Annotated in this window: 15 protein-coding genes and 1 riboswitch; all 15 genes read left to right on the top strand. The window is 34.2% G+C overall.

Annotated features, from left to right (window positions below):
* The first annotated feature begins 11 nt into the window (after window positions 1-11).
* The 15 genes from parC to FM121_RS07055 all read left to right on the top strand — a co-directional run bounded on the left by parC (window position 12) and on the right by FM121_RS07055 (window position 15,614).
* Window positions 12-2,453: a DNA topoisomerase IV subunit A gene (gene parC / locus FM121_RS07125; RefSeq protein ID WP_086951483.1), complete on the top strand. Its 2,442-nt coding sequence runs from the start codon at window positions 12-14 to the stop codon at window positions 2,451-2,453.
* A gap of 368 nt (window positions 2,454-2,821) precedes the next feature.
* On the top strand, window positions 2,822-5,068 hold the full coding sequence (pflB, locus tag FM121_RS07120; protein ID WP_086951482.1) for a formate C-acetyltransferase: 2,247 nt from the start codon (window positions 2,822-2,824) through the stop codon (window positions 5,066-5,068).
* 69 nt (window positions 5,069-5,137) lie between these two features.
* Entirely contained in the window at window positions 5,138-5,899 is a 762-nt protein-coding gene (gene pflA, locus FM121_RS07115; protein WP_086951481.1) for a pyruvate formate-lyase-activating protein, read from the top strand.
* Window positions 5,900-5,944: 45 nt separating this feature from the next.
* Window positions 5,945-6,048, top strand: a riboswitch (guanidine-I (ykkC/yxkD leader).
* A gap of 53 nt (window positions 6,049-6,101) precedes the next feature.
* Window positions 6,102-6,440 carry a DMT family transporter gene (locus FM121_RS07110; protein WP_086951480.1) on the top strand — a complete coding sequence of 113 codons (339 nt, stop codon included), beginning with the start codon at window positions 6,102-6,104 and terminating at the stop codon, window positions 6,438-6,440.
* Window position 6,441: 1 nt separating this feature from the next.
* On the top strand, window positions 6,442-6,756 hold the full coding sequence (locus FM121_RS07105; protein ID WP_086951479.1) for a DMT family transporter: 315 nt from the start codon (window positions 6,442-6,444) through the stop codon (window positions 6,754-6,756).
* A 62-nt stretch (window positions 6,757-6,818) separates the two neighbouring features.
* Entirely contained in the window at window positions 6,819-7,346 is a 528-nt protein-coding gene (locus FM121_RS07100) for a GNAT family N-acetyltransferase (protein WP_086951478.1), read from the top strand.
* A 99-nt stretch (window positions 7,347-7,445) separates the two neighbouring features.
* The gene (locus FM121_RS07095; RefSeq protein WP_086951477.1) at window positions 7,446-8,372 is read left to right on the top strand and encodes a manganese-dependent inorganic pyrophosphatase; all 927 of its coding nucleotides are present in this window, start codon (window positions 7,446-7,448) and stop codon (window positions 8,370-8,372) included.
* 71 nt (window positions 8,373-8,443) lie between these two features.
* Window positions 8,444-9,403: a DUF1803 domain-containing protein gene (locus tag FM121_RS07090; RefSeq protein WP_086951476.1), complete on the top strand. Its 960-nt coding sequence runs from the start codon at window positions 8,444-8,446 to the stop codon at window positions 9,401-9,403.
* 60 nt (window positions 9,404-9,463) lie between these two features.
* Window positions 9,464-9,823 (top strand): thioredoxin family protein, encoded by a 360-nt coding sequence (locus FM121_RS07085; protein WP_086951475.1) that lies wholly within the window; start codon window positions 9,464-9,466, stop codon window positions 9,821-9,823.
* A gap of 2 nt (window positions 9,824-9,825) precedes the next feature.
* Entirely contained in the window at window positions 9,826-10,182 is a 357-nt protein-coding gene (locus FM121_RS07080) for a hypothetical protein (RefSeq protein ID WP_086951474.1), read from the top strand.
* A gap of 85 nt (window positions 10,183-10,267) precedes the next feature.
* Window positions 10,268-11,176: an RluA family pseudouridine synthase gene (locus FM121_RS07075; RefSeq protein WP_086951473.1), complete on the top strand. Its 909-nt coding sequence runs from the start codon at window positions 10,268-10,270 to the stop codon at window positions 11,174-11,176.
* Between the two features lie 203 nt (window positions 11,177-11,379).
* Window positions 11,380-11,919: a bifunctional pyr operon transcriptional regulator/uracil phosphoribosyltransferase PyrR gene (gene pyrR, locus FM121_RS07070; protein ID WP_086951472.1), complete on the top strand. Its 540-nt coding sequence runs from the start codon at window positions 11,380-11,382 to the stop codon at window positions 11,917-11,919.
* Between the two features lie 144 nt (window positions 11,920-12,063).
* Window positions 12,064-13,362: a solute carrier family 23 protein gene (locus tag FM121_RS07065; protein ID WP_179203824.1), complete on the top strand. Its 1,299-nt coding sequence runs from the start codon at window positions 12,064-12,066 to the stop codon at window positions 13,360-13,362.
* Between the two features lie 34 nt (window positions 13,363-13,396).
* The gene (locus FM121_RS07060) at window positions 13,397-14,323 is read left to right on the top strand and encodes an aspartate carbamoyltransferase catalytic subunit (RefSeq protein ID WP_086951470.1); all 927 of its coding nucleotides are present in this window, start codon (window positions 13,397-13,399) and stop codon (window positions 14,321-14,323) included.
* 10 nt (window positions 14,324-14,333) lie between these two features.
* A complete protein-coding gene (locus FM121_RS07055) occupies window positions 14,334-15,614 on the top strand; it encodes a dihydroorotase (RefSeq protein ID WP_086951469.1) in 1,281 nt (426 codons plus the stop codon).
* Window positions 15,615-15,617: the final 3 nt, after the last annotated feature.

The raw sequence follows: 15,617 nt of genomic DNA, 5'->3' as shown, positions 1-15,617 counted from the left end.
AGATATGATAAATGAGTGAAGGACACGGAATTCAAAAGTTAACTCTAGAAGAGATTATGGGTGATCGTTTTGGACGATATTCAAAATACATTATTCAAGATAGAGCTCTACCTGACATTCGAGATGGATTGAAACCGGTGCAACGCCGTATTTTATATTCAATGAATAAAGATGGTAACACATATGAAAAAGCATTTCGTAAATCAGCAAAATCTGTAGGGAATATTATGGGGAATTACCATCCTCATGGTGACAGTAGTATTTATGAAGCAATGGTCCGAATGAGTCAGGATTGGAAATTGCGCAATCCTTTAATAGAAATGCATGGGAATAACGGTAGTATGGACGGCGATCCACCTGCTGCCATGCGTTATACTGAAGCTAGACTTTCAGAATTAAGCGGAGAATTATTAACTGATATCGAAAAAGAAACAGTCGATTTTGTCTGGAACTTTGATGATACAGAAAAAGAACCCACTGTTTTGCCAGCAAAATATCCGAATCTTTTAGTTAATGGTTCAACAGGTATCTCAGCTGGTTACGCTACAGAAATACCAACACATAACCTTGCTGAAGTTATTGATGGAGCAGTTTATTTAATCGACCATCCTAATGCCTCTTTAGATAAATTAATGGAATTTATTCCAGGCCCAGATTTTCCGACAGGTGGTATTTTGCAAGGGAAAAAAGAATTGAAAAAAGCTTATGAAACGGGTAAAGGAAAAGTAAACCTACGTTCTAAAACAGCAATTGAACCACTAAAAGCTGGTCGTGAACAAATTGTTATTACTGAGATTCCTTATGAAGTGAATAAAGCTGTTTTAGTAAAAAAAATGGATGAATTACGTTTGAATCGTCGTTTAGAAGGAATTTCAGAAGTTCGGGATGAAAGTGATCGGACAGGACTTAGAATTGTTGTTGAATTAAAAAAAGAAGTCGATGCAAATGCTGTGCTAAACTTCTTATTTAAGAATACTGATTTACAAATTAATTATAATTTTAATATGGTGGCAATTAATAACTTGCGTCCTGAACAAGTAGGACTACAAGCCATTTTAGGTGCTTATATTAGTCATAGAAAAACAGTTATTAGAAAACGTAGTGAGTTTGATCTTAAAAAAGCAAAAAACCGACAACATATTGTTAGTGGTTTGATCAAAGCTTTATCAATTTTGGATCAAGTGATAGCAACGATTCGTGGTAGTAAAGATAAAAAAGATGCGAAAATGAATTTAGTTGCTTCATATGCCTTTACAGAAGAGCAAGCAGAAGCAATTGTGTCATTACAACTTTACCGCTTAACTAATACGGATATCACAGCATTAGAAAAAGAAAATAAAGAGTTAGCTGAATTAATTGAAAAATTGATGCTGATTTTAAATAATGAAAAAGAACTTCTAAATGTGATGAAAACAGAATTAAGAGCAGTTAAAAAGCAATATCAATCGCCAAGAATGACTAAACTAGAAGAAGAAATTCAAGAAATTACGATTGAAACGGCTGTTTTAATTCCGCAAGAAGAAGTAATGGTGAGTATTACAAAAGAAGGCTATGTTAAACGCAGTAGTCTAAGGTCGTTTAGCGCTTCTAAAGAGGACCAAATTGAGATGAAGGAAACAGACAACTTAGTTTTTAGCGGACAGCTTAATACGCATCACCATCTTTTAATCGTGACTAACAAAGGAAACATGATTTATCGTCAAGTTCATGAATTATCAGATAAAAAGTGGAAAGACGTTGGGGAGCATTTCTCGTTAACGATCACATCTCTTGAAGCGACTGAAAAAATAATAGCCGTTTTCCCTTATGCTGAAATCGGAGAGAATCTTCAATTTGTTTTTGTGACAAAAGAAGGTATGATTAAACGGACTAGCATGAGTGAGTTTAACATTTGGCGAACCTATAAGAGTCGTCCGACATTAGGAATGAAATTAAAAACGGACACAGACGAAGTGATAGCTGTTGAATTAATTGATGGGACTCAAAGTAAAGATATTTTATTAGTGACCCATTTAGCGTTTGGATTATATTATGATTTAGAAGAAGTTCCTGTAGTTGGTGCAAAAGCTTCAGGAGTTAAAGCGATTAACCTAAAAGATCAAGATTATGTTGTGAATGGTCTTATTTTAGAGAAGAATGAAACATGTACTATTACGTTAGTAACTCAACGTGGTTCAGTAAAACGAATGAAAGTAAATGAGTTGAGTAAACTTGGTCGAGCAAAACGAGGGTTGATGGTGCTTCGTGAACTGAAAAGTAACCCACATCGTGTGTTTGCTGTTATTAAAAATAAAAAAGATCAAATAATACAAGTACAAACAGAATCGAACGCTGTTTATGCGATTAACTATAAGGATTTAGCGATTAATGATCGTCAGTCTAACGGTTCATTTGTTAATGATGAAAAAGTTGATGGTGGCGTAATCGAAGTGACAACACAAATTATTGAATAATCAATTAAATTTTAAAAACTACGAAACACAAGAATATTTTTGTGTTTCGTAGTTTTTTTAATTAAAGCACTTAAGCATGAATAGTTAGTGAAAAAATAATAATAATCACTTCTGTTATATGTCAGAAAGGAGGTTTTATCTTTCTGTTATAGTACAGAAACAGATTGAATTGATACAGTTTTAACAAGAGTTAATTTGTATAAAAGCTTATAACAATGCTTTTCAGAGTTAATTTTTAATAAAAAATAAAAATTAACCCTTTTTTTCACTATAACACTTGCATTGAGGTGTTTTTGTGTTATACTGAGCATGTAAAACATAAACGAAATAAAAAATTAAAAACAACAATTTTAAGGAGGCTCTCAATAATGGGACATTGGGATGGATTTAAAGGCGACAAATGGCGTACAAGCGTGGATGTTAGAGATTTTATTCAAAAAAACTACTCTGAGTACAAAGGTGATGACAGTTTCTTAGAGCCAGCTGCTGAAAGTACTGAAAAATTATGGGAAAAATTACAAGAATTATTCGAAGTACAACATGAAAAAAATGGTGTGTACGACATGGATAGTAATATTCCTGCTACAATTACTTCACATGAACCTGGTTATTTGATTAAAGAAGAAGAAAAAATTGTTGGTTTACAAACGGATGTGCCATTGAAACAAGCGTTTATGCCTTATGGTGGTATTAACATGGCAAACAATGCTTTAGTTTCTAACGGTTACGAAACTGATGAAGAAATGACAAAAATTTTCTCTGATTGGAGAAAAACACATAACCAAGGTGTCTTTGACGCATACACTCCTGAAATGAGAGCAGCTCGTAAAAATAAAATTATTACTGGACTTCCAGATGCATACGGACGTGGACGTATTATCGGTGATTACCGTCGTCTAGCTTTATACGGAATTGACTTTTTAATCGCTAAGAAAAAAGAAGACCAAGCCAATACTGGTAACAAAGTAATGACTGATGACGTTATCCGTTTAAGAGAAGAAATTGCTGAACAAGTAAGAGCTTTAAATTCTATTAAAGAAATGGCAACTTATTATGGCTTTGATATTTCAGTTCCAGCTAAAAATGCTCAAGAAGCAATCCAGTGGACTTATTTTGGTTACTTATCAGCTATTAAATCACAAAACGGTGCAGCAATGTCAATTGGACGTGTTTCTGCCTTCTTAGATATCTACATCCAACGTGATTTAGAAAATGGTGTTATTACTGAAAACGAAGCTCAAGAAATGATTGATCATTTAATCATGAAATTACGTATGGTTAAATTTGCTCGTACACCAGAATATAACCAATTATTCTCTGGCTATCCAATTTGGGCTACTTTATCAATCGCTGGTATGGGGGTTGACGGACGTTCATTAGTAACTAAAAATGATTTCCGTATCTTACATACATTAGTAAATATGGGACCATCTCCAGAACCAAACTTAACAGTTTTATATTCATCTCATTTACCAGAAGGATTCAGAACATTTGCTTCACATATTGCAAAAGAAAGTTCTTCAATCCAATTTGAAAATGATGATTTATTAAGAGCTAACTGGGGATCAGATGATTGTGCCATTGCTTGTTGTGTATCTGCAACTGTAATGGGTAAAGATATGCAATTCTTTGGTGCTCGTGCTAACTTAGCTAAAGCTGTTCTTTACGCTATCAATGGTGGTGTGGATGAAAAAACAAAAGCTCAAGTTGGACCTAAATACCGTCCAATGACAGGTGAAACATTAGATTATAATGAATTCATGGAACGTTATAAAGATATCATGGATTGGTTAGCAGAATTATATGTTAATACATTAAATGTGATTCATTTCATGCATGATAAATATGCTTATGAAGCGCCACAATTGGCGTTTATGGAATCTGAATTAAAACGTACATTCGCTACAGGTATTGCTGGTATCTCTCATGCAACTGATAGTGTTATGGCAATTAAACACGGTAACGTCAAAGTAATCCGTGATGAAGATGGTTTAGCAGTTGATTATGTGCCTCAAAATGAATTCCCAACTTATGGAAATGACAATGCTGAAGCAGATGCAATGGCTAACTGGATTCTAGAATATTTCATGACTCAAATTAAACGTCAACATACTTACCGTAATTCAACACCAACAACGTCACTTTTAACAATTACTTCTAACGTTGTTTATGGTAAAGCGACAGGTAATACACCTGACGGACGTCGTGCAGGTAAACCACTTGCTCCAGGAGCTAACCCAAGTTACCAAGATGGTAAATTCTTAGGTGAGAAAAATGGCTTATTAGCATCATTAAACTCGACAGCTAAATTAGAATATACTAACGCTCAAGATGGTATTTCAAATACTCAAACAATCAATCCTAACGGTTTAGGTAAAGATGACGCAACTCGCGTTAACAACTTACGTAATGTTATGGACGGATACTTTGACAATGGTGGTTACCACTTAAACGTTAACGTATTTACAACTGATTTGTTATTAGATGCTCAAGCGCATCCTGAAAAATATCCAAACTTAACAATTCGTGTATCTGGTTATGCCGTTAAATTCCGCGACCTTTCTCCAGAACAACAAGCAGATGTTATTTCAAGAACTGCTCATGAAAAAATGTAATAAAAAATAAATAATGAAGAGGCGGCTGAAGACTTCGGTCGCCTCTTTTAAAATAAGGGATGGAAAGTTATGACAGAAAAAGTTACTGGAAGAATTCACTCAACTGAAAATTTTGGAACTGTAGATGGACCAGGAGTTCGTTTTATCGTATTTATGCAGGGATGTCGCATGAGATGCGAGTTTTGTCATAATCCGGACACATGGAAGATCAATGGTGGACGTGAAGTGACAACTGATGAAATTTTAGAAGAAGCTTTGCGTTATAAGAGTTATTGGGGCGAAAAAGGTGGCATCACGATTAGCGGTGGCGAACCACTTTTACAGCCAGAATTTATCACTGATTTATTTAAAAAAGCCAAAGCTCATGGCATTCATACAACTATTGATACCTGTGGCCGACCGTTTACTTATGAAGAACCATTTATTAGTCAGTTTGATGAACTAATGAAATATACAGATTTATTATTATTTGATATTAAACATATTGATAATGAACAACATAAAAAATTGACAAAAAATCCGAATGATAATATTTTAGAAATGGCAAAACATTTATCTGATATTAACAAACCAGTTTGGATTAGACATGTCTTAGTTCCTTTTAGAAGTGACTATGATGAGTATTTAGTTCGTTTAGATGCTTTTATCAAAACATTGAACAATGTAGATAAAGTTGAAATTTTACCTTATCATACAATGGGACGCTATAAATGGGAAGAGTTAGGTTTAACGTATCCTTTAGAAGGAATCGATCCACCTACTCAAGAACGCGTGAAGAATGCACAAGATATTTTACATATTCAAGATTATACGAAATATCAAACGAGATAGTTGACTTTTATAATTGAGTTGCTATAATCTAATGATACTAATAGTAAAAGTACTTACTAGGGTTCCGTAATCATTTGATTAGTCTGGACCGAGAGTAAGCCCGTAGGTAATCAATCCTACGTACACGGAAGGATAAAAGCCTGGGAGATTTTTATTTCTCAGGCTTTTTTGTGTAAATTTTAAATTATAAGGAGAGATTGGTATGAATCGTAGTTGGTTTTTAATTTTAGTTGCAGCAGTTTTTGAGGTGATGTGGGTTGTAGGTCTAAAACACGCATCAAACCCATTAGAATGGGGAGGAACGATCATCGCAATTATGGTGAGTTTTTATTTAATGATTAAAGCAGGGGAAAAATTACCAGTAGGAACTGTCTATGCAGTATTCGTTGGACTTGGAACAACAGGAACTATTTTAATGGATGCTTTTGTCTTTAAGCAACCAGTCAATATAATGACAGTTGTATTTTTAGTTATTTTATTAATCGGAGTGATGGGGTTAAAATTATCATCTGACGATAAAAAAGAAAGTGAGGCAAAATAGTATGGCTTGGATTAGTTTAGTATTCGCAGGAGTTTTTGAAATGCTGGGTGTTAATAGTATTAATCAGTATGTGACAGAAAAATCAAAGAAAAACTTGGCTAAATTAATTGCGATGTTTGGCTTAAGTTTCATCCTTCTTTCTTATTCAATTGAAAGTTTGCCGATGAGTACGGCTTATGCGGTATGGACCGGAATCGGGGCTTCTGGAGGGGCTATTTTAGGAATTATTTTCTACAAAGAGCCTAAGGACCCTAAACGTCTTTTCTTTATCGGCTTAATTTTGTTTGCAGCAGTTGGATTAAAATTAATTAGTTAGTTGGCAACGTCCTTTTAGTTTTCCTATGGTATGATAATAGGAAAACTAGGAGGCGTTTTTTGATGGTAGAAAATATTAGTTTAATAAAACCGAGTATGGATTTTGAAAAGGGAATTTTAGCATATCAGGTTGAATTTTCGGAGTTCGTACATGGATCAAGTCTACTTGCTGAATTCGAAACGATTAATGGCTGGCTGGAGTATTTAAAATTATCAGAAAATAAAGAAACAATACCTAATAAAAATTTTGTTCCATGTATTGAGTATATGTTGGTGAATAATGACAGCAAAAAGGTTTTAGGATTATTAAATTTAAGACTAGAATTAAATGACTATTTAACTAAAATAGGTGGCTATATTGGTTATTCGGTTGCACCTTCTGAAAGGCGAAAAGGTTATGGCAGCCTGATGTTGAAAGAAGGATTGAAACTTGCTAAAACGTATCATATTGATCCAGTGTTATTGACATGTGATGATGATAATCTAGGTTCAGCTAGTGTGATTGAAAATAACGGTGGTGTCTTAGAGAATAAAGTATATATTGAAGAAGACAAAGTTTGGGTTAGAAGATACTGGATTGAAAATAATTAAGTCTGTGATTATCTAAATTTTCTTTCATAAACCTATTAAGATATTTTGGATTTATGCTATAATGAGGAGCAAGATATCGATATTGGAGGAATTAAAATTATGTCAAAAGTATTAGTTTTCGGACATCAAAACCCAGATACAGATGCAATTACATCTGCTATTTCTTATGCTTACTTACAAAATAAATTAGGGCTAGAAGCCGAAGCCGTTGCATTAGGCACACCCAATGAAGAAACATCATATGCACTTAACTACTTTAATGTTGAAGCGCCTCGTGTGATTGAAACAGCTAAAAATGAAGTGGATAGTGTCATGTTAGTCGACCACAATGAAGCACAACAAAGTGTTTCTGATATTAAAGAATTAGACGTTTTAGCTGTTGTGGATCACCACAGAATAGCAAACTTTGAAACAGCCAATCCTTTATACTACCGAGGCGAGCCAGTTGGTTGTACCAACACAATCATCTTAAAATTATACAAAGAACATGGTATTGAGATTCCTAAAAACATTGCTGGATTAATGCTTTCTGCAATCGTTTCAGATTCATTGCTATTTAAATCACCAACATGTACAGAAGAAGACGTGAAAGCAGCTAAAGAATTAGCTGAGATTGCTGACGTTGATGTGAACGTTTATGGCTTAGATATGTTAAAAGCTGGAACTAACTTATCAGATAAAACAGCATTGCAATTAATTGATGCTGACGCTAAATCATTCCCAATGGGTGGCAAAAACTTACGGATTGGTCAAGTTAACACTGTTGATGTGAACGATGTATTATCTCGTCAATCAGAATTGGAAATTGAAATGGCCAAACAAAATGAATTAAATAGTTTTGACATGTTTGTTTTAGTTATTACAAACATCTTAGAAAGTGACTCAGTCGTTCTTGTAGTTGGAGAACCTAAAGACAAAGTTGAATCTGCTTTTGGAGTTAAATTGGTAAACAATCAAGCAGTATTGAATGGTGTCGTATCACGTAAAAAACAAGTCGTTCCACCATTAACAAACGCATTTAACTAAAAAAGTAAAAGATCAAAACAAGAGATTTTATAACTTTTGTTTTGGTCTTTTTTTGAAAGGTGTTCCTTGTTATGATTGTTAAAATAAGTAATAATATATTCAATCCAGAAAAACAAAAACTAACTGAAAAGCCTATCTTTAATCAAGTGATTACCTATTTAATAGAACAACAAAATCAAGAAGTGACTTTACGAGATATTAAAAAAAATGTATCTGAAACAACTGATTTTGATCGATTGATCGATAATTTAATTGATTCTGATTTTGTAGAAAGGTATCATGGAAAATACTCGTTTTCTGGAGTCTTTGTTTCAAAAGAAAAACAAAAAATGCTTAATGAGCAGACAATAAATTATTTAAATAACGAAAAAATTTCTTTTATATCGCAATTTAATGAGGAAGTGAAATTATTACCTGTTGAAGAGCGTTTCTTGATTATTTTATATGAATTGTTTAAGGATCAATATTCATCAAAAATAACAGTTTACGAGCAAAGCGATCAAGCTAAAAAGTGGTTGAGATTGCCTACTAGATACACGGAAGTCCAAGTAAAAAAAGCCAGATATATTTCAATGGGAAGATATGTACCTTATTATTCCAATAATTTTGTTGATTTTTTTAATTATTTAAAAATGAGTCACAATGAGTCGCTAGATTCTTTTGTCAGAATTAGAAATAAGATCGGTGACGTGAACCAAGAATATTTTTTAAATTACTGTGAAAGAAAATTACGTCGCTTAGAAAAAGGAAAAGAATTATGGGTTCAAAAAAATGATATCTTTATGGAAACTTTATTTGAAATGGGCTATATAGCTATTAACAAGGATCAATACAGCTTCAATATGGTGCGATTATCATCAGAAAAACAAATTCCTTCTCTTTTAAAAATCCGCACTGAATTAATCGAAAATATACAAGGCAATTCTTTAGATCGACAAGAGCTGATGTTTATTGTTTCTTGTATTATAATTGAATGGTTAGAGCATCAAAACCTAATTCAAGACTTCAAAAAATATCATGGTGTGCTATAATAAAACATATAGTTTGGCATAACATCATTCGTTTTATATAATTGTTGTATACAAGGGGTGATGAAGTGTTTAAAAAAAATTAAAACTATTGAAGAATTAAAAAATAATATTTTAACGAATGAATTAGTATTTGTTTATTTTAGCCAACCAAATTGTAGTGTTTGTCATGGGCTAAAACCTCAAGTTGAAAGTAAACTTAAAGAATTTAGAAAAACTGTGGTGTTTATTGAAGTAGACGCAGTAGAAATCCCTAAAGTTTCAGGTGAATTTTCTGTTATGACAGCACCGGTTATCTTATTGTTTGTTGAGGGAAAAGAATATATGAGAAAAGCTCGATTTATTCCAATTCAAGAATTATATAGTGATGTAAAAAAAATCGTTGAGGGAACGGAAGCAGCGAAATTAATCGAGAGGGTGTAAGAATGAAGAAATTTTTTTCAATTTTAGTATTTGTTGTCATATTAGCTGGTGGAGGTTACTTTGTTTATAATGAATACATGCGAACTCAAAAGCCGGATGCAGTCGCAGTTGACACAGGAAAAATTACGGTAGATGAAATAAATCAAAAAGAATTTGAAAAATTAGATAAAGAAACCCAAGAAATTGCCAAAAAATATAAGTACCTAGAAAATTTTGAATCATTTGATCAATTAGATACTTTAAAACAAGAAGATGGTAGTTATAAGGTAGATAAGTACTCGGATGAAAAACTATTTTTAAAAGTTGCATCTAAACAAAAAGATGGTAGTGTCGTTGGAGTTTTTGATTCAAAAGAGTAGAATCTAGCAAAATGTTAGGTTCTTTTTTCTTTTTCACACAAAACTGTGATAGAATAGGTAGGACTTAGATTTAAGGAGCGAATAAATGGAATTATTAAAGTACACAATTAAAGATGAAAAAGGAAGATTGGATAAGGTTTTAACAGAAGCCTTCAAACAATTTTCAAGATCACAAATTCAAGCATGGTTAAAAGGTGAACATGTAACAGTAAATAAAGAAATTACCAGAGCGAACTATAAGGTTAAAGAAAATGACGAGATTATTATTGATCGTCCAGAGCCTCAAGTAATTGAAGCAATTGCTCAAGATATTCCTTTAGATATTGTTTTTGAAGATGACCAAGTAATGGTGATTAACAAACCCCAAGGAATGGTTGTTCATCCCTCAATGGGGCATCCTGATGGAACGCTTGTTAATGCGTTAATGAATCACAGTGATAAGTTGTCAACGATTAATGATGTGATTAGACCAGGGATTGTTCACCGTATTGATAAAGATACCTCTGGGTTACTGATGGTCGCTAAAAATGATGAGTCTCATCTCTTCTTAGCAGAACAATTAAAAGAAAGAAAAGCGTTAAGAAAATATGTGGCCTTAGTTCATGGTGTGATTCCTCACGAAAAAGGATCAATCAATGCGCCAATCGGTCGTAGTAAAGAAAATCGTCAAAAACAAGCTGTCGTTAAAGATGGAAAACCAGCTGTGACTCACTTTGAAGTATTAGAACGATTTGGTAAATTTACTTTAGTTGAATGCCAACTAGAAACGGGTAGAACACATCAAATTCGTGTTCATATGGATTATATTGGCTTCCAAATAGCAGGGGATCCTTTATACGGACCTAAAAAAACATTAAAAGGTAATGGTCAGTTCTTACATGCTAGAACGTTAGGCTTTGAACATCCAACAACCCATGAAATGATGACTTTTGATAGTGAATTACCAGAAATTTTTGTAGAAACTTTGGAAGAATTGCGCAAAAACATTGATTAGTTATTAATTTTAAGGTAAGATGATTTTAATAAATAAATAGAAGTCCTTTAAGAGTAGTCCAGAGAGGCTAAGAAGGAATTAAGTTAACCAATACTAGGGTATGTTGTACCTTGAAGTGGGTTAATTAATTTAAGTAGACAAATTCCCTCTTATTCTTTCACGGATAAGAGTTTTTTTATTGGATTTTTTTAGGAGGAAGCTAAGTGTTTGAAAATGAAATTGTTGATAAAATGACAATGAGTAGAGCTTTAACACGTATTACTTACGAAATCATAGAACGTCATAAAGGAATTGACGATATTGTTTTAGTGGGAATTAAAACAAGAGGAATCCACTTAGCAAGAAGAATTGCCGAACGATTAAAACAACTAGAAGGAATTGATGTGCCTGTTGGTGAGTTAGATATTACATTGTATCGTGATGATAATCATGAAGCTAAAAAAGAAGAACCCACGATTAACGCTTCAAATGTTCCATTTGCTATCGAGAATAAAGAAGTTATCTTGGTAGACGATGTTATCTTTACAGGAAGAACCATCCGCGCAGCACTTGATGCCATTATGGACATTGGTCGCCCAGATAAAATTTCACTGGCTGTCTTAGTCGATCGTGGACACAGAGAGCTTCCGATTCGTGCTGATTATGTAGGGAAAAATATTCCAACAGCAAAATCAGAACAAATTATTGTTGCGGTTGAAGAAGTCGAAGGATCAGATCGAATTTTGATCAGAAAAAATAAATAAGCTTTTTAATCAAGTCCAGAGAGACTAGGAAAAGCGAAGCAGATAGCTATATAGGGATAAATCTATTCTTTTATTGTCGATGTCTGTTTTCGTACGCCTCGTTTCTAATTTAGATACGAGGCTTTTTTTATACAAAAGGAGAAGATAAGAATGAATAAAGAATTTAGAAATCCAGATGTGGTTTTAGATATACATGATAAACCAAGCGGAATAAAGTGGTTAGGTCTTAGTTTGCAGCATCTCTTCACCATGTTTGGGGCAACGGTCTTAGTCCCCATCTTAGTTGGCATTAATCCAGGAATTGCCCTTTTCAGTTCAGGGTTAGGAACGTTAGTTTATCTTTTTGTAACAAAAGGAAAAATCCCAGCATATCTAGGAAGTAGCTTTGCTTTTATTGCTGCCATGCAGATGTTAATGAAAGATGCAGGTTACCCAGCCATTGCGCTAGGAGCTTTAACAACGGGAATGGTTTACTTGATTGTTTCCATGATTGTTAAAAAGGCGGGTTCAGCTTGGCTTGACCGCTTGTTACCACCGATTGTTGTTGGACCAGTTGTCATGGTAATCGGACTTGGCTTAGCAGCGAATGCCGCCAATCAAGCCATGTTTGAAAATTTAGGAACACCAGAACAACTTTATAATGTGAAATACATTGCAGTGGCACTTATTACTTTAGTTTTAACAATTATCTTTAACATGTATTTAAAAGGTTTCTTAGGGCTAATACCGATTTTACTAGGAATTGTTTCTGGCTATATCGTTGCTTTAATTTTCGGAATCGTTGATGTTCAACCGATTAAAGATGCGGCTTGGTTTGCAGTACCAAACTTCCAAGTACCATTTGTTACTTACTCACCTAAATTATATATAACAGCGATTGTCACTATGGCACCTATCGCTTTTGTCACCATGACGGAGCACGTTGGTCACTTGATGGTTCTTAATAAATTAACCAAACGTAATTTCTATGAAAATCCAGGCTTACACAAAACTCTAATGGGTGATGGGTTAGCGCAAATTGTTGCAGGTCTTGTAGGTGGACCTCCTGTAACGAGTTACGGAGAAAACATCGGCGTGTTAGCAATTACACGAGTTCACAGTGTCTTTGTTATCGGAGGAGCAGCCACATTAGCGATGATCTTAGGATTTGTTGGAAAATTAACAGCCATCATCCAAAGTATCCCTGGGCCAGTTATCGCCGGAATCAGCTTTATCTTGTTCGGAGTTATTGCTTCAAGTGGGTTGAAAATACTAATTGATAACAACATTGATTTTAACCAAAAACGCAATTTGCTTATTGCTTCAGTCATCTTAGTTATCGGAATTGGTGGCTTAACTTTCCAAGCAGGTACAGTAGCAGTCTCAGGTATGGCTTTGGCAACTTTATTCGGAATCATAATGAACGTGGTACTACCTCAACAAGCTAAAAGTGAAACGGAATAAATAAAATTTAACTTAATCAATAGGAGGAACGTACATGATAGTGACATCGGAAAAAATTAGTTTAAAACATCTTTTAACAGCGGAATCATTGAGTGATCAGGAAGTCATGGGCTTAATTCAAAGAGCTCAGCAGTTTAAACAAGGTGATAGGTCACAGCTAAATGAACAACAATTTTTCACAGCGAATTTATTTTTCGAAAACAGCACGAGAACTCATAAGAGTTTTGAAGTAGCTGAAAAGAAATTAGGAATTGATGTTATTGAATTTGATGCTAAAACTAGCTCTGTTTCAAAAGGAGAATCTCTTTATGATACAGTGTTGACGATGTCAGCTATCGGTGTTCATGCCTGTGTCATTAGACACGGTGAAGAGAATTATTACAATGAATTAATAGAAAGTAAAACGATAACTACTTCAATCATAAACGGAGGAGATGGGAGTGGTAATCATCCAACACAATGTTTACTTGATTTATTGACTATTTATGAAGAATTTGGTGAATTTGAGAATTTAGAAATTGCGATTTGTGGGGATTTAACCCATTCAAGAGTTGCTAACTCTAATATGAAAATGTTAAAAAGACTAGGTGCTAATCTTTTCTTCTGTGGTCCAGATGAATGGTACAACAAGCAATACGAAGCATACGGCGAGTTTATCACAATTGATGAAGCAATCAAAAAAGTTGATGTGATGATGATGTTAAGAGTACAACATGAACGTCACGAAGAAGGTCATGCTTTTTCAAAAGAGAATTATCACCGTGATTACGGCTTAACAAATGAACGTGCCCAACAAATGAAAGCTAAAGCAATTATCATGCATCCGGCACCAGTTAATAGAGATGTTGAGCTAGCAGATGAATTAGTAGAATCATACCAATCACGAATTACACAACAAATGAGTAATGGTGTCTTTATGAGAATGGCGATTTTAGAAGCCATATTACATGGAAAAGCATAGGAGGGAAAACATGAAAACATTAATTAAAAATGGTTATATTGTGACAAAAGATAATGAATTGAACCAAGTCGATGTTTGGATAGAAGGCACTAAAATTAAGGCGCTTGGAAATCTTGAAACAGAAGATTTGGAATTTGATCAAGTGATAGATGCTGAAGGCGGCTTAATTACACCAGGTTTAGTCGATGTTCATGTCCACTTTAGAGAACCAGGATTTGAATACAAAGAAACCATTGAAACAGGAAGTGCATCTGCAGCTAAAGGTGGATTTACCACAGTGTGTGCTATGCCCAACCTTAACCCAGTCCCAGACACGAAAGATAAATTAAACGATGTTAATCGAAGAATTGAAAAAGATAGTCACGTTAAGATTCTCCAATATGCACCAATTACAAAAGAATTAAATAGTGAAGAATTAGTTGATTTTAAGGCCTTAAAAGAAGCAAAAGCCTTTGCCTTCACAAATGACGGTGTCGGGGTTCAAACAGCAGGTATTATGTATCAAGCCATGGAAGAAGCTGCAAAAATTGATATGGCAATTGTCGCTCATACAGAAGATGAATCGCTTTTGTTCGGTGGGGTTATGCACAAAGGTCAGATTTCAGAAAAACTAGGCTTACCAGGTATCATGAGCGCCACAGAGTCCTCTCAAATCGCAAGAGATGTATTACTTGCAAAAGAGACAGGTGTTCACTACCATGTGTGTCACGTTTCAACAAAAGAAAGTGTTGAAGTGATTAGGCAAGCAAAAAAACATGGTGTTCATGTAACCTGTGAGGTTTGTCCTCATCATTTAATTATGAAGGATACAGATATTACAGAAGACAATGGCCGATTCAAAATGAACCCACCGCTTAGAGCGACTGAAGATCAACAAGCTTTAATCGATGGTTTACTAGATGGGACGATTGATTGTATCGCAACAGATCATGCCCCTCATAGTCATGAAGAAAAAAATCAAAGTATGGTTCATTCACCCTTTGGTATTATTGGTAGTGAGACAGCTTTTCAGTTAATGTATACACACTTTGTTCAAACGGGAAAATTCACTTTAGCGCAAGTAGTGAAGTGGATGACCCAAACACCTTCTGAGATATTTAATTTAAAAACAGGAACGTTAAATATAGGCAGTTGTGCGGACATTGCGATTTTTGACTTAAATAAAAAGTTAACCATAGAAGATAACTTTGTTTCAAAATCTAATAATACACCTTTTATTGGTGAAAAAGTCACAGGAGAAACACTATATACACTAGTAGATGGTCAAATAGTTTGGCATAGGGGAGAGTAGAAA

Source organism: Vagococcus fluvialis bH819, assembly GCF_900163795.1.
GTDB classification, from domain to species: Bacteria; Bacillota; Bacilli; order Lactobacillales; family Vagococcaceae; genus Vagococcus; species Vagococcus fluvialis_A.
Note: the sequence above shows the minus strand (reverse complement) of the source record. Positions and strands in the feature narration are given on the sequence as shown.